Source organism: Pseudotabrizicola algicola (assembly GCF_010915705.1).
Classification (GTDB): Bacteria; Pseudomonadota; Alphaproteobacteria; order Rhodobacterales; family Rhodobacteraceae; genus Pseudotabrizicola; species Pseudotabrizicola algicola.
Window position 1 is genome coordinate 170,553 of the sequence record NZ_JAAIKE010000005.1, and the last position, 20,334, is coordinate 190,886.

General features: G+C 64.0%; 24 protein-coding genes. 9 read left to right on the plus strand and 15 right to left on the minus strand.

Features of this window, described 5'->3' with window-relative positions:
- The first annotated feature begins 86 nt into the window (after positions 1 to 86).
- Complete coding sequence (polA, locus tag G3572_RS15665; protein WP_164613592.1) at positions 87 to 2,897, plus strand: DNA polymerase I; 2,811 nt, start codon at positions 87 to 89, stop codon at positions 2,895 to 2,897.
- An 18-nt stretch (positions 2,898 to 2,915) separates the two neighbouring features.
- Here the strand turns inward: polA and G3572_RS15670 are convergent, their stop codons facing one another.
- On the minus strand, positions 2,916 to 3,287 hold the full coding sequence (locus G3572_RS15670; RefSeq protein ID WP_164613594.1) for an HIT domain-containing protein: 372 nt from the start codon (positions 3,285 to 3,287) through the stop codon (positions 2,916 to 2,918).
- Between the two features lie 5 nt (positions 3,288 to 3,292).
- Complete coding sequence (locus G3572_RS15675; RefSeq protein WP_164613596.1) at positions 3,293 to 4,870, minus strand: DUF5928 domain-containing protein; 1,578 nt, start codon at positions 4,868 to 4,870, stop codon at positions 3,293 to 3,295.
- A gap of 141 nt (positions 4,871 to 5,011) precedes the next feature.
- Here G3572_RS15675 and G3572_RS15680 point away from each other — a divergent pair, with 141 nt between their 5' ends.
- Together G3572_RS15680 and G3572_RS15685 are read left to right on the plus strand one after the other, a co-directional pair.
- Positions 5,012 to 5,830, plus strand: coding sequence for a sulfotransferase family protein (locus G3572_RS15680; protein ID WP_164613598.1), 819 nt, complete (start codon positions 5,012 to 5,014; stop codon positions 5,828 to 5,830).
- Positions 5,831 to 5,893: 63 nt separating this feature from the next.
- A complete protein-coding gene (locus G3572_RS15685; protein WP_164613600.1) occupies positions 5,894 to 6,613 on the plus strand; it encodes a hypothetical protein in 720 nt (239 codons plus the stop codon).
- Here G3572_RS15685 and G3572_RS15690 read toward each other — a convergent pair.
- Positions 6,591 to 7,574 (minus strand): adenosine kinase, encoded by a 984-nt coding sequence (locus G3572_RS15690; protein WP_164613602.1) that lies wholly within the window; start codon positions 7,572 to 7,574, stop codon positions 6,591 to 6,593. The genes G3572_RS15685 and G3572_RS15690 overlap by 23 nt on opposite strands.
- Positions 7,571 to 8,215 (minus strand): endonuclease III, encoded by a 645-nt coding sequence (nth, locus tag G3572_RS15695; RefSeq protein ID WP_164613604.1) that lies wholly within the window; start codon positions 8,213 to 8,215, stop codon positions 7,571 to 7,573. The genes G3572_RS15690 and nth overlap by 4 nt, the downstream gene beginning before the upstream one ends.
- A gap of 106 nt (positions 8,216 to 8,321) precedes the next feature.
- Here nth and G3572_RS15700 point away from each other — a divergent pair, with 106 nt between their 5' ends.
- The 3 genes from G3572_RS15700 to G3572_RS15710 all read left to right on the plus strand — a co-directional run bounded on the left by G3572_RS15700 (position 8,322) and on the right by G3572_RS15710 (position 10,854).
- Positions 8,322 to 9,182 carry a methylated-DNA--[protein]-cysteine S-methyltransferase gene (locus tag G3572_RS15700; protein ID WP_164613606.1) on the plus strand — a complete coding sequence of 287 codons (861 nt, stop codon included), beginning with the start codon at positions 8,322 to 8,324 and terminating at the stop codon, positions 9,180 to 9,182.
- Between the two features lie 116 nt (positions 9,183 to 9,298).
- A complete protein-coding gene (locus tag G3572_RS15705) occupies positions 9,299 to 9,952 on the plus strand; it encodes a YiaD family glycine zipper/OmpA-like lipoprotein (RefSeq protein WP_164613608.1) in 654 nt (217 codons plus the stop codon).
- Between the two features lie 131 nt (positions 9,953 to 10,083).
- Positions 10,084 to 10,854 (plus strand): FCD domain-containing protein, encoded by a 771-nt coding sequence (locus tag G3572_RS15710; protein ID WP_164613610.1) that lies wholly within the window; start codon positions 10,084 to 10,086, stop codon positions 10,852 to 10,854.
- A gap of 60 nt (positions 10,855 to 10,914) precedes the next feature.
- Here the strand turns inward: G3572_RS15710 and G3572_RS15715 are convergent, their stop codons facing one another.
- From G3572_RS15715 to G3572_RS15735, 5 genes are all read right to left on the minus strand, one after another.
- On the minus strand, positions 10,915 to 11,472 hold the full coding sequence (locus G3572_RS15715) for a F0F1 ATP synthase subunit B (RefSeq protein WP_164613612.1): 558 nt from the start codon (positions 11,470 to 11,472) through the stop codon (positions 10,915 to 10,917).
- 4 nt (positions 11,473 to 11,476) lie between these two features.
- A complete protein-coding gene (locus G3572_RS15720) occupies positions 11,477 to 12,046 on the minus strand; it encodes a F0F1 ATP synthase subunit B' (protein WP_164613614.1) in 570 nt (189 codons plus the stop codon).
- A gap of 83 nt (positions 12,047 to 12,129) precedes the next feature.
- Positions 12,130 to 12,369, minus strand: a complete 240-nt coding sequence (locus G3572_RS15725; protein WP_100197355.1) for a F0F1 ATP synthase subunit C — start codon at positions 12,367 to 12,369, stop codon at positions 12,130 to 12,132.
- Between the two features lie 49 nt (positions 12,370 to 12,418).
- Positions 12,419 to 13,177, minus strand: coding sequence for a F0F1 ATP synthase subunit A (locus G3572_RS15730; RefSeq protein ID WP_164613616.1), 759 nt, complete (start codon positions 13,175 to 13,177; stop codon positions 12,419 to 12,421).
- Positions 13,170 to 13,508 carry an AtpZ/AtpI family protein gene (locus tag G3572_RS15735; protein ID WP_435530984.1) on the minus strand — a complete coding sequence of 113 codons (339 nt, stop codon included), beginning with the start codon at positions 13,506 to 13,508 and terminating at the stop codon, positions 13,170 to 13,172. The genes G3572_RS15730 and G3572_RS15735 overlap by 8 nt, the downstream gene beginning before the upstream one ends.
- A 261-nt stretch (positions 13,509 to 13,769) precedes the next feature.
- On the opposite strand from G3572_RS15735, the gene G3572_RS15740 reads away from it, so the two are divergent.
- The gene (locus G3572_RS15740) at positions 13,770 to 14,147 is read left to right on the plus strand and encodes an ArsR/SmtB family transcription factor (RefSeq protein ID WP_164613620.1); all 378 of its coding nucleotides are present in this window, start codon (positions 13,770 to 13,772) and stop codon (positions 14,145 to 14,147) included.
- Here G3572_RS15740 and G3572_RS15745 read toward each other — a convergent pair.
- Positions 14,135 to 15,655, minus strand: a complete 1,521-nt coding sequence (locus G3572_RS15745; protein WP_164613622.1) for a malonate--CoA ligase — start codon at positions 15,653 to 15,655, stop codon at positions 14,135 to 14,137. The two genes, G3572_RS15740 and G3572_RS15745, sit on opposite strands and share 13 nt — an antisense overlap.
- Positions 15,656 to 15,830: 175 nt before the next feature.
- On the opposite strand from G3572_RS15745, the gene G3572_RS15750 reads away from it, so the two are divergent.
- Positions 15,831 to 15,983, plus strand: a complete 153-nt coding sequence (locus tag G3572_RS15750; RefSeq protein WP_164613623.1) for a hypothetical protein — start codon at positions 15,831 to 15,833, stop codon at positions 15,981 to 15,983.
- On the opposite strand, the gene G3572_RS15755 is transcribed toward G3572_RS15750, so the two are convergent.
- The 3 genes from G3572_RS15755 to rplS form a co-directional block, all read right to left on the minus strand.
- Complete coding sequence (locus G3572_RS15755) at positions 15,967 to 16,776, minus strand: division plane positioning ATPase MipZ (protein WP_164613625.1); 810 nt, start codon at positions 16,774 to 16,776, stop codon at positions 15,967 to 15,969. The genes G3572_RS15750 and G3572_RS15755 overlap by 17 nt on opposite strands.
- Positions 16,777 to 16,967: 191 nt before the next feature.
- Complete coding sequence (rpmE, locus tag G3572_RS15760; protein WP_100197358.1) at positions 16,968 to 17,189, minus strand: 50S ribosomal protein L31; 222 nt, start codon at positions 17,187 to 17,189, stop codon at positions 16,968 to 16,970.
- Between the two features lie 11 nt (positions 17,190 to 17,200).
- The gene (rplS, locus tag G3572_RS15765) at positions 17,201 to 17,575 is read right to left on the minus strand and encodes a 50S ribosomal protein L19 (RefSeq protein WP_164613627.1); all 375 of its coding nucleotides are present in this window, start codon (positions 17,573 to 17,575) and stop codon (positions 17,201 to 17,203) included.
- 313 nt (positions 17,576 to 17,888) lie between these two features.
- Here rplS and G3572_RS15770 point away from each other — a divergent pair, with 313 nt between their 5' ends.
- Positions 17,889 to 18,764 (plus strand): DMT family transporter, encoded by an 876-nt coding sequence (locus tag G3572_RS15770; protein WP_164613629.1) that lies wholly within the window; start codon positions 17,889 to 17,891, stop codon positions 18,762 to 18,764.
- Between the two features lie 10 nt (positions 18,765 to 18,774).
- On the opposite strand, the gene trmD is transcribed toward G3572_RS15770, so the two are convergent.
- Together trmD and G3572_RS15780 are read right to left on the minus strand one after the other, a co-directional pair.
- Positions 18,775 to 19,605, minus strand: a complete 831-nt coding sequence (gene trmD, locus G3572_RS15775) for a tRNA (guanosine(37)-N1)-methyltransferase TrmD (RefSeq protein WP_164613631.1) — start codon at positions 19,603 to 19,605, stop codon at positions 18,775 to 18,777.
- Positions 19,606 to 19,661: 56 nt separating this feature from the next.
- Positions 19,662 to 20,285 (minus strand): hypothetical protein, encoded by a 624-nt coding sequence (locus G3572_RS15780; RefSeq protein ID WP_164613633.1) that lies wholly within the window; start codon positions 20,283 to 20,285, stop codon positions 19,662 to 19,664.
- Between the last annotated feature and the right edge of the window lie 49 nt (positions 20,286 to 20,334).

A 20,334-nucleotide genomic window follows, 5' to 3' on the forward strand; every position in this document is an offset into this window, starting at 1 on the left:
GCGCGCATATTCTGCCGTGCAAAGGGTGGCAGCATGCGGCGGAACATGGCAAGACTGGCCGCGACGGTTCGGCAAGGAGATTGGCCATGAGTGACGGTTTCGGAAAAGGTCACCACCTGCATCTGATCGACGGATCGGCCTATATCTTCCGCGCCTATCACGCCCTGCCGCCGCTGACGCGCAAATCCGACGGGCTTCCGGTCGGCGCGGTTGCCGGCTTCTGCAACATCCTGTGGGGCGAGCTGACCAAATCGGGCCGCGAGGTGCCGACCCATATCGCTGTGATCTTCGACTTTTCGTCCAAGACCTTCCGCAACGACATCTACCCGCTCTACAAGGCCAACCGCCCCGAGCCGCCCGAAGACCTGCGCCCGCAATTCCCGCTCACCCGTGACGCCACCCGCGCCTTCAACGTCGCCTGCATCGAGATTGACGGCTATGAGGCCGATGACATCATCGCCACCCTTGCCCGTCAGGCGGTCGAGGCGGGCGGGGCCTGCACCATCATCTCCTCGGACAAGGACCTGATGCAACTGGTCGGCAATGGCGTGCTGATGCGCGACCCGATGAAGGACCGGACCATCGACCGCGACGAGGTGTTCGAGAAGTTCGGCGTCGGTCCCGAGCGCGTGGTCGATGTGCAGGCACTCGCGGGGGATTCGGTCGATAACGTGCCGGGGGCCCCGGGCATCGGATTAAAGACCGCTGCCCTCCTGATCAACGAATACGGTGATCTTGAAACCCTGCTGGAGCGTGCGGGCGAGATCAAGCAGCCCAAACGCCGCGAGGCGCTGATCGAGAATGCCGAGCTGATCCGCATTTCCAAGCGCCTTGTCTCGCTCGATGCGCAGGTGCCGCTGGACTTTGGCATCGACGATCTGGCGGTGCAGGAGCCGGACCCCGAAAAGCTGCTGGGCTTCCTGCAAGAGATGGAGTTCCGCACCCTCACCCGCCGTGTGTCCGAACGGCTCAAGGTCGACGCGCCTGCCGTGCCCGAAGCGCCGGCACCACAGGCCGCCGCGCCCGAACGCCTGCCCTTTGACCCCGCCAGCTATGAAAAGGTCGACAGCCTGCCCGCGCTCGAGGCCTGGGCCGCCCGCATCCGCGAGGTGGGGCATGTCGCGGTGGACACCGAAACCACCAGCCTTGATGAAATGCGCGCCGATCTGGTCGGCATTTCCCTTGCCGTCGATGCGGGCCGCGCCTGCTATATCCCCATCGGCCACAAACAGGGCGGCGGCGATCTGTTCGGCGCAAGCGATCTGGTGCCGGGGCAACTGCCGCTCGGCGACGTTCTGGCGGTGCTCAAGCCCGTTCTGGAAGACCCCGCGATCCTCAAGATCGGCCAGAACATGAAATATGACTGGAAGATCCTCGCCCGCCTCGGCATCACCGTGGCCCCAATCGAAGATACCATGCTGATGTCCTCGGCCATGTATGCGGGCCTGCACAATCACGGCATGGATGTGCTGTCGGAAACCTATCTGGGCCACACACCCATTCCGATTAAGCCGCTGCTGGGCACGGGCAAATCGGCGATCACCTTTGACCGCGTGGCGATTGACGATGCTGTAAAATATGCCGCCGAGGATGCCGACATCACCCTGCGCCTGTGGCAGACCTTCCGCCCCAACCTGCACCGCGCCCGCGTCACCACCGTTTATGAAACGCTGGAACGCCCGCTGGTGCCGGTGCTGGCGCGGATGGAAATGCACGGCATCCAGGTAGACCGTGACACGCTCTCGCGCATGTCCAACGCTTTCGCGCAGAAAATGGCGGGGCTGGAAGACGAGATCCAGACCCTCGCGGGAGAGCCGTTCAACGTGGGCTCCCCCAAGCAGCTTGGCGAAATCCTGTTTGACCGCCTTGGCCTCCCCGGCGGCGTGAAGGGCAAGACGGGGGCTTATGCCACCGGCGCCGATGTGCTCGAGGACATCACCACGCTGGAAGACAGCCACCCGCAGGGCGCGCAACTGGCGGCACGGGTGCTGGACTGGCGGCAGCTTTCCAAGCTGAAATCCACCTATACCGACGCCCTGCAAGACCACATCAACCCCGAAACCGGGCGGGTGCATACGTCCTACTCGCTGGTCGGTGCGGTCACGGGGCGGCTGTCCTCCACCGACCCGAACCTGCAGAACATCCCGATCCGCACCGAGGAAGGCCGCCGCATCCGCGAGGCGTTTGTTGCCCCCAAGGGGCGCGTGCTGGTGTCGCTCGACTACAGCCAGATCGAACTGCGCATCCTCGCCCATGTGGCCGACATCCCCGCGCTGCAACAGGCCTTCCGCGAGGGCATCGACATCCACGCGCTCACCGCATCCGAGATGTTCAGCGTGCCGCTCGACCAGATGACCGGCGAAATCCGCCGCCGCGCCAAGGCGATCAACTTCGGCGTCATCTACGGCATTTCGGGCTTTGGCCTCGCACGCAACCTGCGTATCCCGCGCGCCGAGGCGCAGGGCTTTATCGACCGCTATTTCGAGCGGTTTCCCGGTATCAGGGAGTATATGTCGGAAACTGTCAAATCGGCGCAGGCCACGGGCTATGTTCAGACCCTGTTCGGTCGCAAAATTCATACGCCCGAGATCAACGCCAAGGGTCCGACCGCCGGCTTTGCCAAACGCGCCGCCATCAACGCGCCCATTCAGGGCACCGCCGCCGATGTGATCCGCCGCGCCATGATCCGCATGCCCGAGGCCATCGCAGGGCTGGATGCCAAGATGCTGCTACAGGTGCATGACGAATTGCTGTTCGACGTGGCCGAGGAAGATGCCGCAGAACTGACGCGCATCGCCAAGGCGGTGATGGAAAACGCCCATCATCCGGTGCTCAGCCTCAAGGTGCCGCTGACGGTCGAGGCGGGGCAAGGCCAGAACTGGGCCGCAGCCCACTAGCCCCGCCCCCGCTCGGGGTCAGGCCCGTTCGACCAGACGGCCCAAGACGCGGCCGCCCAGGATATGCAGATGGTAATGCGGCACCTCTTGCATGCCGTGGGCGCCTGCATTGGTGATCGCGCGGTAGCCGTCTGCGCCCGTCAGGCCCAGCATCTCGCAGACCTGCGCGCAGGCGCGGTGGAAATCGACCAGTTCCTCTGCCGAAGCCTGCGCCGCGAAAGCCGCGAAATCGACATAGGCCCCCTTGGGGATCACCAGCACATGCACGGGGGCCTGCGGATTGATGTCGTGAAAGGCAAGGCTGTGCGGCGTTTCCAGAACCGTCTTGTTCGGAATCTCTCCGCGCAGGATGCGGGCAAAGATATTGGTCGGATCATAGGTTTTTGTCATCGGGGTCAGTCCACAAAGAGATATTCGGTGGCCGCGATCTCGCGGGCGTTCTCGACCGGAATATCAAGAAACTCGGCCAGCGGAAGGGTGTTTTCATCGACACTCGCGGATTGCCTGATCCGGTGCAGGTTCCGGAACCCCGCATCGCGGATACGGTCGGATTCAAACTTCACGTCATAGCGGATCGTGGGCAGCAGGCGGTCAATCGTGGCCTGCGGCGTGCGGTCACCCGCCAGACCCACCCGCCGCGCATGGCCGATCAGATAGTCGTCACTGAAATCGCATTCGATCTCCAGCAGACGCACGGTGGCCTTGTCATTGTAAAAATCCTGCATCAGATCGACATTTGCCGGATCAATGCACAGCACCAGCTTGTCGGTCTGCCAGTAATCGAACAGCATCCGCACCAGCGCGCGCCGGTGGCGGGTGCGCTTTTCCAGCGTGTTCTGGATACCGCCCAGATCGGGCAAAGGCGTGCTGTCCTCGTTGAAAAGGTATTCGATGGCTGGCATGTTGGTAACCTGCCGCACCCTTTCCACCAAGCGCTTGGCCACATGCCATTTCTTGCAGGTGACCATCATCAACTGCCGCTCGCGGCCCAGCGTGCTTTCCTTTTCCCAGAACCTTGGCGCGAACCGCCGCCCGATCCGGCCCCGCCCAGTCAGGAACTTGAACAGGCTGCGCCCCTCGTTCGAGATCTGGAAGCGCACGTTATGACTTGTGTAGAGCGCACCCAGACGCGCCTTGAGCTCTTTTGCCTGCGGGCTGATCTTGCGGGCAAAGATGAAATCCTGACTGAGCAACAGATCGTAATGATCGTTGTAGAAGGTCACCGGCATCCCGTAATCGGTGAACATCAGGAATGTCAGCGTGCGGCAGCGGATTTCGGCCTCCGGCACCAGATGGCGCACCAGCGTCTGGAAAAACGTCTCATCCGGAATCCATGTGGTGCGGAAGAACCGCATCACATCGCCGCGCCGGTCGCAGAAGTTCAGCAATTGCTCGATCGTCCGACGGCGCAGGCACCACCATTGCGAGCCGATCTGCATCTGGATATCGGCCGGCACCTTGCGCGACAGCCCGAGGCGGCGCTGCAGGTTCATCGAGCGGTAGAACCACTCTTTCTGGGTGCGCTCGTTGAAGTAGTGGCGGTAGATCAGCCGCTCTTCGCGGATGCCGGTCTTGATCCAGTCCGAGTTGAAGAAATCCACCGCCTCGATGTAGTCGATATCCTCGCGGTCCAGAAAGTCATGCGCATATTCCGCCGATTTGATCGGCATGCAGTCGCCCGACAGCATGTAGAAATGCGTGGCCCTCGGAAACGCCTCCACCGCCGCGCGCACGGCCAGCAAGGACGCTTCGACAAGGCTCCACTCGCCCCAGCCACATTTGACGCGGCGCTTGGCAAAGACGACCGAGGCGTTAGAGGCCAGCACGGTTCGGATCTTGTCGAAATCCGCCGGATTTGCGTTGGCGTCGAAGTGGATCGCCACGAAATCGCCAGCCGCCGTCAGCCGCTCCGCCTGCGCGATCACGCCCTCCGGGTCCTTATGCGTCAGAAGGATGTAGGCTATTCTTGCCATGCTGGCGACGTTCCCCGAGGCGGCTGAGTCACTGTTTCCCTAAATAGCTTTAACACACGTTGAAACGACAGCGTTTATTTGCGATTCATGGGGCAAGAATGCATCGGGCGGCCAAGCCCGGCAGGAATGGAGCAGGCGAACATGGGGTTTCCCGGAACGTGGATGACGGAAAGCGAAAGCATGGTCTATCGGGTGGTGCCCAAATGCGCCTGCTCGACCATCGGCCAGATCATGTTCTATTCCGATCATGGCAAGTTCTTTGACGGCGATATCCACGATTCGAAGACCGGCCTGCACAAATGGGCGCAGGACGAAAGCCAGCCGCTGATCGAACAGAATGTGAAGGCGCACAAGTCCTTTGCCTTCACCTGTGTGCGCAACCCCTATCAGCGCATCCTGTCCTCGTTCTTCGACAAGATCTGCGGCATCCAGCGCAACGGCAAACGCTATCGCGGCAATCTGGTGCCGCAACTGGCGCAGAAATACGGGGTCGAGGTGGGCAGCCCCGAAGACAATTTCGACTTCGACCAGATCAAGAGCTTCCGCCGCTTTCTGCTCTTTGCGCGCGACACCATCCGCTGGCGCAAACCGATGGAGCCTGACATCCACTGGTCGGCCATGTCAGGACATATCTCGACCTTCATCGTCAACGGCGGGCGCTATGACCACATCTTCTTCACCGAGATGTTCAACGACGGGATGCAAGAGGTGTTGAACAAGACCACCCTCAAACACCCGGTAGACCTGAAGAAAATTCCCCGCTTCAACGAAAGCGAGGGCCACGGCCCCAAACGCGCGCATCCGGTCGAGGATTACTTCGACGATCTGTCGCGCCATCTGGTGTGGGAAATCTACAAACGCGACTTCCAGCTTTTCAAATATGATTTCGACAATCCGGCGAACAAGCTGCCCATCGGCCAGATCGATCTGGACGAGGTTCACGCCAAACTGGGCGACTGAATTTCTTCTGGCTTTGTCAGGGGGCTGCTCTACCTTGCCGTCAGGCATAGACGGGGGCGGTACATGCGGACGGTGATCATCATGGGCTCTGGCCCCGGCGTTCTGGCCTCAAAGGCTTGGGCCAAGGACGGGGCCACGCTGGTTGCCATCAACAACGCATGGCAGGTCAGGCCCGATTGGGATGTGCTGATCCACCCCGATGATTTTCCGGTTGACCGGCGGCCCGTGCAGCTTGGCACCGGACAGCGCATCGTGACCTCGGCCGAATATGTGCCGCTGCAGAACGACTTTGGCGGCTTTGTCTATGCGGGCGGCACGATGGCCTTTACGGCGGCCTATTGGGCGCTTGCGGCGCTGCGCCCGCAGGTGATCGGCTTCATCGGTTGCGACATGGTCTATCCCGCCCGCGGCAACACCCATTTCTACGGCACCGGCACCGCCGACCCGCTGCGCCCCGACATTTCCCTGCGCTCTCTTGAAGCCAAGTCGGCCCGTTTCATGGCGCTGGCCGCGCGCGAAGGCTGCGCGGTGGTCAACCTTTCCGATGCGGCAGACTCGCGGCTGGTCTTTCCCCGCGCGGCGCGCGCCGATCTGTCCCGTCAACGCCCGCAGATGCCATCACCGCACCTTCACGCCGTCCTGCAGCGCGAGGCAGAGCTTGGCTACATGGTCCCCTCGGGCAAATACTGGAAAGAGGCGCATCGCTTCGATCCGGCCCAAATCGACCGTCTCGATGCGATGTGGCTTGAAGTCTGCGCGGTCAGATCAAGCCTTCCCGCCTGAACAACGCCTTGAGGTCGGTCTCGGGGCGCGCGCCGAAATGGCTGATGACCTCGGCGGCGGCCACGCAGCCCATGCGGCCACAGGTGCCAAGCGCCTGCCCCGTCGCCATGCCATAGATGAACCCCGCCGCGAACTGGTCCCCCGCGCCCGTCGCATCCACCGGAACGATCCGCTTGACCGGCGCCTGCGCCCGCTCCTCGCCGCGCAGCAAGATCACGTCGCGCCCCGAACGGGTGCAGACCACCAGACCGCAATCCTGTGCCGCCTGCGCCAATGCCGTGTCCAGATCGGTCTGGTAGAGCGATTCCCATTCGTGCTCGTTCCCGATCACATAGTCGAGGTCGCGCACAAGGCGGCGGAAGCTCTCGCGGTGACGATCCACGCAGAACGGGTCCGACAGCGCGATGCCTGCCTTGCCGCCATTGCTCCGGCACAGCTGCGCCGCGCGCTCGAACGCCTGCTTGCCCTTGGGCTTGTCGTAAAGATACCCTTCGAGGAACAGGATCTCGGCCTGCCCCGCCACGTCATCGGACACGTCATCGGGGCCAAGCTCGGACGAGATGCCCAGATAGGTGTTCATCGACCGCTCGCCATCGGGCGAGACGAAGATCATCGACCGCGAGGTCGGCAATTCGCCCCCCGGCACGGGCGGGTTCACAAAGCTGGTGCCGTTGTCATCCATCGACTTGGCATAGAACCGCCCCAGCGCATCATCATGCACGCGGCCGATGAACCCCGTCGTCAGGCCCAGATTGCCAAGTCCCGCCAGCGTGTTTGCCACCGACCCGCCCGGCGCCTGCTTGCGGTCTTTCATCGCGGCGTAAAGCAACTCGCCCCGCTCACGCTCGACCAGCTGCATGATGCCCTTCTCGATGCCCATCAGCTCCAGAAAACTGTCATCGGACTGGGCAAAAACATCCACGATGGCATTGCCGATCCCGACAACCTGATACGTTTTCATTCGGTCTTATCCTCGTAAAGGCACCAGTCCCGGATCGGGCAGATACCGCATTTGGGTTTGCGCGCGACGCAGATATACCGGCCATGCAGAATAAGCCAGTGATGCGAATGCTGCTGGAAGGCGACCGGCACATGATCTTCCAGCGCGCGCTCCACCGCCAGCTCGTCCCGCCCCGGCGCAATGCCGGTGCGATTGCCGACGCGAAACACATGCGTATCGACCGCATGGGCCGGATGGCCGAACCACATCTGCAACACCACATTGGCCGTCTTGCGCCCCACCCCCGGCAAGGATTGCAGCGCGGCACGGCTCGACGGCACCTGCCCGCCATACCGATCGACCAAAATCTGGCTCAGCCGCATGACATTCTTGGCCTTGTTGCGGTAAAGGCCGATGGTCTTGATATGGTCAATCAGCCGTTCCTCGCCCAAGGCAAGCATCTTTTCCGGCGTGTCGGCAACGGCGAACAGGGCGCGCGTGGCCTTGTTCACCCCCACATCGGTCGCCTGCGCCGACAGGGCCACAGCCACCACCAGCGTAAAGGCGTTCACATGCTCAAGCTCTCCCTTCGGCTCCGGCTCCAGCGCCTGAAACCGTGAGAAAACCGCCTGCATCGCGTGAAAATCGAGCTGTCTGACCATGCGCTTTTGCACCACACATCGCGGGGCATCGCAAGCAGTCAAACCCGCAGGAAACGGGTCGCAATGCCGCATCGCGCGTCCTAGACTGCCCGCAAGGAGAAGCCCGATGTCCGACCTGTCCCCCGACTACCATTACAACGTCATTGGCCGTGCCCTGCGCGAGATCGACAGCGGCGGGCCGGGCCTGACGCTCGAGGCGCTTGCCGCCCGCATGGGGATGAGCGCGGCACATTTCCAGCGCCTGTTCTCCGCTTGGGTGGGCGTCAGCCCGAAGCGCTACCAGCAATATCTGGCGCTCGATCACGCCAAGTCGCTGCTGGCCACCCGCCACACAACCCTTGCCACCGCCGATGCGGCGGGCCTGTCTGGCAGCGGCCGCCTGCATGATTTGTTCCTGACATGGGAAGCGATGACACCGGGCGATTTCGCCCGCGCGGGCGAAGGGCTCACCATCCGCTGCGGCTGGTTCGACAGCCCCTTTGGCCCCGCCCTTGTGACCGGAACCGAAAAGGGCATCTGCGGCATCGGCTTTGCCGCCGAAACCGGCGAGCAGGCCGCGCGCGACGATCTGCTGGGCCGCTGGCCCAAGGCGCATTTCGTCGAAGACCCCGATTTCCTGCGGCACTGGGCGCTTCAGGCCTTCGGTGCGCGCCACGGCCAGAACGCCAGCACGCCGCTCTTTCTCATCGGCGCGCCGTTCCAGATCAAGGTCTGGGAAGCGCTGTTGCGCATCCCCTCCGGCCATGTGACCACCTACAGCGACATCGCCACCGTCATCGGCCACCCCAAGGCGGTGCGCGCGGTCGGCACCGCCGTGGGGCGCAACCCGATCAGCCTGCTGATCCCCTGCCACCGCGCCCTGCGAAAAAGCGGGGCCTTGGGCGGCTATCACTGGGGCCTGCCGGTCAAACGCGCGATCCTCGCCCATGAATCCGCCCGCGCCGACGCCGCCAACACCGCAATGTGATGCGCGAAAACTTGCGCAACCTCACAGGGAACTGTTTGGCCTGCGCTTGCGTTGGTATAAGCGCAATCAGCTTGCGGGCTCTGTCCGCAGCGCACAATATTCATGAGGCGGCAGACATGACCTTCAAGACCCCCCTTCTTCTCTCGGCAGCATCGCTTCTCGCGTTGACCGCATGTGTCGACCCCAACGCATTCCCCGACAATCCGAACGCGCGCGCGCAACAAGGCGCAATCCTCGGCGGTCTGGTCGGTGCGGCTGCCGGTGCCAGCTCGGGCGAGGACCGTCTGGGCCGGGCCGTTCTGGGCGGCGCAGTCGGCGCAATCGCGGGCGGTGCCATCGGCGCCACGCTGGACCGTCAGGCTGCCGAACTGCGCGGCTCGATCAACAACCCGAACGTGACCGTCACCAACAACGGCCAATTCCTTGTGGTGAACCTCCCGCAAGACCTGCTCTTTGCAGTCGACAGCACCGCGCTGCGCCCCGACCTGCGGGCTGACCTTGCCTCGGTCGCGCAAAGCCTGATCCGCTATCCCAACAGCCGGATCGAAGTCATCGGCCACACCGACAACACCGGCTCGGCAGCCTATAACTACGATCTGTCGCAGCGCCGCGCCGTGGCCGTGTCGAACGTGCTGACGCAGAACGGCGTGCCGTTCAGCCGCATCACCAACATCGGGCGCGGCTTCGATCAGCCGGTCGCCTCCAACGCGACCCCGCAGGGCCGCGCCCAGAACCGCCGCGTGGAAATCATCATCCGCCCGACGCAGTAAGCCACCCTTACATCGACAAGGCCGCTCCTTCGGGGGCGGCCTTTTTGTTGCGGCGGGGCGACAGAGTTTTGCCTTGAGCGCGGACCGCTGTGGTCATAGATTTTGACCAATCCAATCAGGTGCCCGTGTTCATGCCTTTTACAAAAATCCACACCGAAAAGCTCTCGCAATCCGTCGTGCGCCAGATCGAGCAGTTGATCCTGCGCGGCATCCTGCGCCCCGGTGAACGCCTGCCCTCCGAGCGAGAGTTGTCAGACCGTCTGGGGGTCTCCCGCCCCTCGTTGCGCGATGCGGTGGCCGACCTGCAGGCGCGCGGGCTTCTGGTCAGCAAGGCCGGTGCGGGCATCTATGTGGCCGAGGTGCTGGGTTCCGCCTTCTCCGGCGCGCTGGTGCAACTCTTTGCCACCCATGACGAGGCGGTGTTCGACTACATCGCCTTTCGCCGTGATATGGAGGGGCTGGCCGCCGAGCGGGCGGCGCGTCTTGGCTCGGACACCGATCTCAAGGTCGTTGATGCCGTGTTCCAGAAGATGGAGGCCGCGCATCTCAAACGCGATCCCACCGATGAAGCCGCGCTCGATGCCGCCTTCCATCTGGCAATCATCGAGGCCAGCCATAACGTCGTGATGCTGCACATGATGCGCTCGATGTATGATCTGCTGCGGCAGGGCGTGTTCTACAACCGCCAGATGATGTTCCGCAACCGCACCACCCGCGATGTGCTGCTCGACCAGCATCGCGCCATCAATGTCGGCCTGCAATCACGCGACCCCGCCGCCGCCCGTGCCGCGGTAGAGGCGCATCTGTCCTATGTGGAACAGGCGCTGTCCGACCAGATCAAGGCCGAAAAGAACGAGGCGATTGCCCAGCAGCGTTTCGAACACGAACGCACGCGTGGCTGACACCGCATGAAAAAACCGGCGCAAGCGCCGGTTTTTCCGTATCATCCTGGTGCACGCCGCTCAGTGCAGCTTGGCATCGACCTGCTTGATCGCCGCGTCGATCGAGGCTTGCGCCGACTCTGCCGTCATCTGCTTGGCCAGAACGGCACCCGCAGCGGCAACAGCGACCGAAACCGCCTCTTCGCGCACGGCCCGCACAGCCGAGTTCTCGGCGGCCTGGATCTGCTCTTCGGCAGCGGCCATCCGGCGGGCAATCGACTGGTGCATATCGGCCTTGGCTTGCGCCGCAGCGGCCTCTGCCTCGGCCTTGGCCGCGGCAACGATCCGCTCCGACTGTTCCTTGACCTCTTTCTGCTTGCGCTCATAGGACGCCAGCAGGGCCTTGGCCTCTTCCCGCAGCGCGCGCGCTTCTTCCAGATCGGCTTTGATCTGGGCGGCGCGGGCGTCGAGCATGCCGGTGATCTTCGACGGCACCTTGAAGTAGATCAGGATACCGATGAACACCAGAAACGCGATCGACACCACGAAGTCGGAATTGCGCAGGCTGAAAAACGGGCCGCTGGCCGCAAAGGCCGGGCTGGCTGCAAGCGCAAGGGCAATGGTCATAACTCTGGTCATTGCCTTACCCCTTCAACCGGGCGGAAACCGCCGCCGTCACAGCACGGGCATCGCGCGAGCCGCCCAGGGCAAGCACCAGTTCCTGTGCGGTATCCTTGGCCACCTGTGCCACGGCATCCATTGCACCGGCGCGGATTTCTGCAATCCGGCCCTCCGACTCGGCGGATTTCGCCGAAATCTCGGCATCCGCCTTGGCAAGCGCCGCATCCAGGTCTTTCTGGATCTCGGCCTTCGCCTCGGCCACGATGCGGTTTGCATCGGCACGGGCCTGCGCCAGAGCCGCCACATAGGCCTGTTCGGCGGCAACCGCCTGCAGTTTCATTTCCTCGGCAGCGGCCAGATCATTGGTGATCGTGCCCTGACGTTCGGCCAGAACGGCACCGATCCGCGGCAGACCAATGCGCGACAGGAAGAAGTAGATCGCGGTCAGGGCAACCAGAAGCCAGAAAATCTGGTTTGGCATCCAGTCGACGCAGAGCTGGGGCATGCCAATGGCACTGCCGTTCGCTCCAAGGCAGGAACTGAGCGCAGCCCCGCCATGCGCAACACCTTCTGCGAGTGTTTCAGTAGCCATCATGTCCTCCATCGGACCCTTTGAAACTCAAGGGGGCAACGCAAGCGCGCTGCACCCTCGTTTCGCAAGACGTCAAAGGGTGATCAGGCTGCGAACATCAGCAGGAGGGCGACGAGGAAGGCGAAGATGCCCAGAGCTTCGGCGAAGGCCAAGCCGATGAACAGGGTCGCGGTCTGCGAAGCGGCTGCCGACGGGTTGCGCAATGCGCCAGCGAGGTAGTTCGCGGCCACGTTGCCCACACCGACTGCGGCGATGCCCGCACCGATGGCTGCAATGCCGGCGCCGATGAATTTGCCAAGTGCGGCTGCTGCTGCGAGTTCCATGTGATGCTCCTTACGATGGAATTTGGATTTCTGGACGAGACGACCGGTATCAGTGCGCCGGATGCAGGGCATCCTTGAGGTAGACACAGGTCAGGATGGTAAAGACGTAGGCCTGGATCACGGCCACCAGCACCTCGAGGGCGTAGATCGCGGTGATCGCAAGGATGGAGGCCGGGGCAATCAGGGCGATCCCCGCAAATGCGGCGAAGACCTTGAGCACGGCGTGACCGGCGGTGATGTTGCCCGCAAGACGGATGGAATGGCTCACCGGACGGACGAAGTAGGAAATCACTTCGATCACGGCGATGATCGGACGCAGGAAGAGAGGCGCATCCTTCATCCAGAACAGCCCGAGGAAATGCGTGCCGTTCTTGACGAAACCGATGATGGTCACCGCAAAGAACACACCGAAGCCCAGAACCGCGGTCACGGCGATCTGCGAGGTCGGCGAGAAGGACATCGGGATCAGCGCCAGCATGTTCGAGAAGAAGATGAACAGGAACAGCGTCATGATCCACGGGAAGTATTTCACGCCGTCATGGCCCGTCACATCCTCGACCATCTTGTAGATGAAGCCGTAGAACACTTCGGCCACCGACTGCAGGCGGCTCGGAATGACGGCGCGGCCACGGGTGCCAAGCACGAACAGGGCCACAACGCACAGCACCGCGATCAGCATCCACAGCGTCGCATTGGTCGGCGTGTACCACATCACCGGACCTTCGCCGAACAGCGGCTTCACGATGAACTGGTCCATCGGATGGAACACCAAGCCTGTGCCTTCTGCTTCCGTTGCCACGTCAGTCATCCCTCTTTTCGGCGGCGTCTTCGGCCTGCCGGCGTTCCTGCACTTCATTGGCCGACCGCAGCATGGTTTTCACCCCCGCGGCCAGACCGAACCCGATGAACAGCACCAGAAATATCGGCATGGTCCCCAAGAGGGTATCCAGCCCGTATCCGATGCCGAAGCCGATCACCAGACCGGCCACAAGCTCGATGACCATGCGCCATGCCACCTGGGCCTGCGAATAGTCTTTCTTCACATGGGGCGTCGGCGCGCCGGCTGCTTTTGCCGCTGCGATCCGGGCCTCCAGCGCCTTTAACCGGGCGGCTTCGGACGGATTCTGCGGGTCGGACACCAGCCTTGCCCCCATGAAGAGTGTTGGCGCGGTGCTAATGGCACAGCCGCGCCGAGTCAAGCAGACAGGCAGCACCCAGTTTTGAAGAAAAATCAGTCGCTTACGCTGTCACGCTCCACCACGCACCGCCGCAAAGCCGGGCCGCACCCCCGATTTCCATATTCAACTGATCAGTTGATTTTCTCTTTGCCGCTGCCAGAGCGCGCCAACCCTCAACCCGCCGGTTGACCTTTTTGCCAAAGGATGACCAAGGTTTACGCCATGACCGACGCGCTTTCCTCTGTCTTCGCAGCCCTCGCCGACCCGACCCGTCGGGCGATCCTGTCAATGCTGCTGGAAGACGACATGGCGGTGACAGATGTGGCAGAGCCATTCCAGATGAGCCTTGCCGCCATCTCGAAACACCTCACCGTGCTGACAGAGGCGGGGCTGGTCAGCCGCGAAAAGCGCGGGCGGGTGATCTGGTGCAAGCTGGAGCCGGACGCCCTGCGCGCCGCAAGCGTCTGGATGCAGGGGTTCGGCCAGTTCGAAGCCGTGGATCTCGACGCCTTCGAGCGGTTTCTGGCGCGCGAATTGTCGGGCGATCTGCCCGCAGACGACACGGCTACCGATGAACCCGCGCCCGCTCAGGACGGCTGATCGCCCCTGAAGGCATCCGCATGGCTCTGGCGCAGCGCCGCCTTCTGCACCTTTCCCATCGTGTTGCGGGGCAGCGCGTCGACAACAGCATAGCCCTTGGGGTGCTTGAACTTGGCCAGCCTTTGCGCCACCGCCGCGCGCACCGCGTCCAGATCAGGCCCCCCGTCGCGCCCCCGCGCCAGCACGGCAAAGACCGCCTCGCCGAAATCCGGATGCGGCACCCCGATCACGGCGGACTCGGCCACGCCGGGCAAGCTGTCGAGCACCTCCTCCACCTCTTTGGGATAGACGTTGAAACCGCCGGTGATCACCAGATCCTTGGCGCGGCCCACGATGGTGACATAGCCATCGGCATCGCGCGTCGCCAGATCGCCGGTGATGAACCAGCCATCGGGGCGCAGGTCTTCGGCGGTCTTGTCCGGCATCTGCCAATAGCCCCGAAACACATTCGGGCCGCGCACCTCGATCACGCCAACCTCGCCTTCGGCCACCGGCCGCCCCTCGGCCATCAGGCGCAGCTCCACCCCCGGAAGCGGCAGGCCCACCGTGCCCGCCCGCCGCTCCCCGTCATAGGGGTTGGAGGTGTTCATGTTCGTTTCCGTCATGCCATAGCGTTCCAGAATCCGCAGTCCGGTGCGCGCTTCGAAGGCGATGTGCGTTTCCGACAAGAGCGGCGCCGAGCCGGAGATGAACAGCCGCATATGCGCCACCCCCTCACGGGTCAGGCGCGGGTCATCCAGCAGCCGCGTGTAAAAGGTCGGCACCCCCATCATCACGGTGGACTGCCCCAGCGCCTCCACCACCGCATCCAGATCGAACCCCGGCAGGAACACCATCTGCCCGCCGGTCAGCAAGCTGACGTTCGAGGCCACGAACAGCCCGTGCGTGTGAAAGATCGGCAGGGCGTGCAGCAGAACATCCTCCTTGGTGAACCGCCACAGATCGGCCAGCACCTCGGCATTCGACAACAGGTTGTCATGGCTCAGCATCGCCCCCTTGGACCGCCCCGTCGTCCCCGAGGTGTAGAGGATCGCCGCCAGATCATCGCCCGCGCGGTCCACCGGCACGCGCAGCGGCTCCTGCGCCGACGCAAGGTCCATCAGGCTGCCCGTGCCTGTCGCGGACAGGCTGACGATCTGCGCAGCATGTGCCGCGCAGACCGGCCCCAGCGCTTCGGCCTGCGCCGGGTCAACCACGGCCACCCGCGGCGTGGCATTGCCGATGAAATAGTCCAGTTCCGCCGCCGTATAACCGGTGTTCAGCGGCAGGAACACCGCCCCCACCGCAACGGTCGCGCCATAGAGCGCCAGCGCCTCGGGCGATTTGGCGACCTGTGCCGCCACCCGGTCCCCCGGCTCCACTCCCAGCGCCTTCAGGGCCGCAGCGATCCGCCCGACACATTCCGCAAACTCCGCTGCCGTCACCTGCCCCCCTCCGGCCAGATGCAGCAGCGGGCGGTCCTGCCCCCGCAGCGGGGCGAACAGCGCGTCAAACAGCGGGTTGGGCATGGCACTCCTCCTCTGGCAGCACCGTGTTGTGCCATCCCCCGCCCCTTGGCTCAAGCCCGGCAACACATCGTTTCGACAATGCCATTTACCCGACCACAGAGCGCCGTGATTTTGCCGCAACCCGCAGCCAACCTGACAGCATCAGGTGACCCACACGGAACAACAGGAGCAGGCCATGTCCTTCGCACGCGCGCTTCTTCAAAGGTTCGGGCTGTTTGCCCCGAAAGCCGATACCAGCGATGCCTTCGCGCATCGGCTCAGCCGGATCGGAACGCGAGAGTCGCGGCGCGAGGTGCGGGCGGCGGTGTTCATCAGAACTCCGGCGTAACCCCCGGAAGGTGCAATTCGCGCATCAGGTCGCGCACTTCCTGCCGCGCCGCGATGTTCGAGATGTTGAGCTGGTCCACGCCGGTATCCTTCAGATCCAGCAGCGTGATGCCCCGCGGAAACAATTCGCGGAAAATCACCCGCTCCGAGAAGCCGGGCGCCACCCGAAAGCCGATCCGGCGCGAAAGTTCCTCCAGCGCGGCCCCGACCTTCTTCTTGTTGTGCATCTGCTGCGCCCCCAGACGGTTGCGCAGCACGATCCAGTCAATCGGCTTCAGCCCTGCCTGCGCGCGCAGTTGCCGCGCGTTCCACACCATTTCGGAATAGATCGACGGGCCCTTGACCTTGCCCGTCTCGGGATCGGTCCGCGCCAGCAGATCGAAATCGATGAAACTGTCGTTCAGCGGCGTGATCAGCGTATCGGCAAGCGAATGCGCCACCTGCGACAGCCGCGTATGGCTGCCGGGGCAGTCTATGATGATGAAATCCGAAACCGGGTCCAGCGCGGCCACCGCCGCAGAAAGCCGCGCATCGAACGGGTTCTCGCCGGGGGCCAGCGTTGCCTCGTCCACCTCGGGCAAGTCGCGGTAATCGGGTGTGGGCAGGTTCAGCCCCGCGCGGGCCATATAGGCGCGGCGGTTCTCGACATACCGCCCGAAGGATTTCTGCCGCAGGTCAAGGTCAAGCCCGCCCACCCGAAACCCTTGGCGGACAAGGGCAGTCGCCACATGCATGCAGGTGGTCGATTTGCCACTGCCGCCCTTTTCGTTGCCCACGACGATGATATGCGCCATGCCCTGTCCCTTTGCATCGGTCTGGCCGCCCTTTTAGGCGGGTTCCCGCGCAAGGGGAAGCGGGAAGGCAAAGCCCCCCCTTGCGCGGCGGGGACATTGTGTCGGCGCCGCGTCAGACACGGCTCCACTGCGCAGGCAGTCATGAAAAAGCCCCGCCGAAGCGGGGCTTTCGCAAAACGGTGTCGTCCGGATCAGAAGCCCAGACCGGCGTATTTGTTCTTGAACTTCGACACGCGGCCGCCGGTGTCCATCAGCTTGGCGTTGCCGCCGGTCCACGCCGGATGCGCCAGCGGGTCGATGTCCAGCGCGAGGCTGTCGCCTTCCTTGCCGTAGGTCGAGCGGGTCTGATAGGTCGAACCGTCGGTCATCTTCACGGTGATGAAGTGATAGTCGGGGTGAATGCCTTCTTTCATCGGTCCGATCCTTATTCAGCTTTTGCTTTGTAGGTCGCGTCTTCTGCGATACGCGCCGACTTGCCGCGGCGGCTGCGCAGATAATACAGCTTGGCGCGACGCACCTTGCCGCGACGCACAACGTCGATCGAGTCGATGTTGGTCGAATACAGCGGGAACACACGCTCCACGCCTTCGCCGAACGAAATCTTGCGCACGGTGAACGAGGCAGAGATCGTGGCGCCACCCTGACGGGCGATGCAGACGCCTTCGTAGTTCTGGATCCGCGAACGGGTGCCTTCGGTCACCTTGTAGCCGACGCGCACGGTGTCTCCGGCCTTGAAGTCCGGAATGGTCTTGCCAAGCGCAGCGATCTGCTCGGCTTCGAGTTGGGCGATCAGGTTCATGCCCTGGTCCTTTCAAAACCTGCGGTGGGTCCGCAGAGGTGATGCCTGCCTCAGAGCTCTTGGTCCTCACCGAGTCCCCATCCGCAGATGAGCCCGCCAGAGTTCAGGCCAGCTTTTCATGTCAGCCGCCCGGTTTGCCTGCGCGCCGGGGAAGAAACCCGGCGAAACGACAAACAGGAATCGGGTCCGCTGGACCATTCCGGCCCCGGACAGGCGCGTATAGGGCCAAGCCGGACGGACGGTCAAGACCCTCGGGGTTGCGCTGCCCCCGAATTGCGCAGAAAACACCCCCAACGAAGGAGTTTCCCGCCGCATGGACAAGACCGCCGGAGGAAGCGCGCTGAAAGGCGTGCTGTTTGTGACCACAGCCGTTTTCCTGTTCGCTGTCGCGGATGCAATGAACAAGTATCTGGTCGAACGTCACCCGATCAGCCTCGTGCAGGCGGGGCGGTATCTGGTGAACGTGCTCTTGCTGCTGGTCATCATGCTGCCCCGTCACGGCACCGGCCTCTGGCGCACACAGCGCACCGGCTGGGTGGTGATGCGCGGCATCATTCTGGCGCTGGCAACCCTGACGATGAGCCTTGCGCTCCAGCGGATGCCGGTGGGGGAAACCGTTGCCATCATCTATCTGGCGCCCATCATGGTGATGCTGCTCTCGGGGCCGCTCCTGCACGAAAAGGTGCATCCCGCGGCATGGTTCGGCGCGCTTCTGGCCTTTGGCGGTGTCATTCTGGTCATGCGGCCGGGGGGCGGGCTGGACACATGGGGCGTGGTCTTTGCCCTGCTGAACGCCGCACTCGGCACCGCCTATCACCTGATGACCCGCGTTCTGGCCCGCACGGAAACCACCATGTCGATGCTGTTCCATGTGGCACTGGTCGGCACGGTCGCCTTCGGGGCCACGGCGGTTGCCGCGCTGCCGTCCGTGCTCCCCACCACCACCGATCTTGCGCTGATCGCCGCGATGGGGGTGATCGCCACGGCGGGGCATTTCCTGTTCACCATCGCCTACCGCGAAGGCCCTCCGGCCCTGCTCGCTCCGGTCAACTACCTGCACCTCGTCTGGGCGGGGCTGCTGGGCTGGCTGGCTTTCGACCACATCCCCGACACGCTCAGCATTCTGGGCATGGCCCTCGTTCTGGTCGCGGGGGTCGCGGTCGCCGTGCGCGCGGGCCGCGCCGACTAGGCGCCCGCCCCTACACCTGCGTGCGCCGCGCCCACAGGTCGGGCCGCCGCTCGGCGGTCAGCGCCTCGGATTGCGCGCGCCGCCATCTGGCAATCTTGGCATGATCGCCGGACAAGAGCACGGGCGGAATCTCCCGCCCCTCCCACTCCGGCGGGCGCGTGTATTGCGGATGCTCCAGCAAGCCGTTGGAATGGCTTTCCTCTTCCAGACTCTCGGCATTGCCGATCACGCCGGGCAACAGCCGCACCGTGGCATCCAGCACCGCCTGCGCCGCAATCTCGCCCCCGGTCAGCACGAAATCCCCCAGCGACACTTCCTCGACCGCGTGATGGTCCAGCACCCGCTGGTCCACCCCTTCGAACCGCCCGCACAGCAGCGTCAGCCCCTCGCAAGCCGCAAAGCGCCGCGCCATCGCCTGATCGAACGGCTTGCCGCGCGGCGACAGATAGACCACCGGCCAGCGCGCGCGGTCGGGGCTGGCCCCCGCACTGGCCGCGTTGAAGGCCGCATCCACCACATCGGCGCGCAGCACCATGCCCGCACCGCCCCCCGCAGGCGTATCATCGACATTGCGGTGCTTGCCGATCCCGAACTGCCGCAGGTCATAGGTTTCCAGCCGCCACAGCCCCAGATCCATCGCCTTGCCGGTCAACGATTGCTCCAGCACCCCCGGAAAGGCCTGCGGAAACAGGGTAATCACCCGCGCCAGCCACGCGCCGCGCACCGCGCGGGCATCGTCAAACAGATCGCGCGGCCGCAACACAGGCCGCGCCGACAACCGCCCGTGCGAGCGCGAGGGGGCCTTGGTCAGACCGGCTTCATCAGGTGTTTCATCAGACATGGCCTGCTCTTACCCAAGCCGCCGTCGCCGTGCAAAGGGAATAACCACCTGCGCCCTCAGCCGACAGCCGCCGCCTCGCGGCCCGCCCCGCGCCGCGCCGCATCCTCGGCCCAAAGCGCAAGCCCCTGGCGCAGCCCCGCATGGCCGTCACCCTCCGCAGCCAGCACGGCCTGCAACCGCGCGAGCCGCGCCGCACCGCCCGGCGCGCTCACCGCCGCCGCAATCGCATCGGCCACCAGCACAGGGTCGGCATCGTCGGGCAGGTCCAGCAGCGCCGCCAGCATCGGATCGGGCTCTGCCGCCGCAACCCGCCGCCCCGCCTCGGGCGTCCAGACCAGCCGCGACAGCGGTATGGCGAAAAACGCCAGCGCCACCGGCACCAAAGGCGACAGCGGCAGCACAACCCCCGCCACCCCGCCGATGCCCCGGCCAATCGCGAACAGCGCCACCACAATCAGCGCATGAACCGCCACCTGCGCCGCACCTGCAACCGCCACCTGCCCCGTCCACAGCGCCATCTGGCGCGGCCAGTGCTGCGGCCGCATCACGACCAGCCACAGCGTCATCAGCGCGACAAACACCGGAACCGCCGCCCAGCCGGAACCGGAAAGACCCGCCAGAAGCGGGCCGATATACAGCGGCAGCGTGGCCACTCCCAAAATCCGTTTGTTCCGCTCCATCTGCCCCACCCTCATCTTGGTTTTTTGCGACAGGGTGGCGAATCTCGGG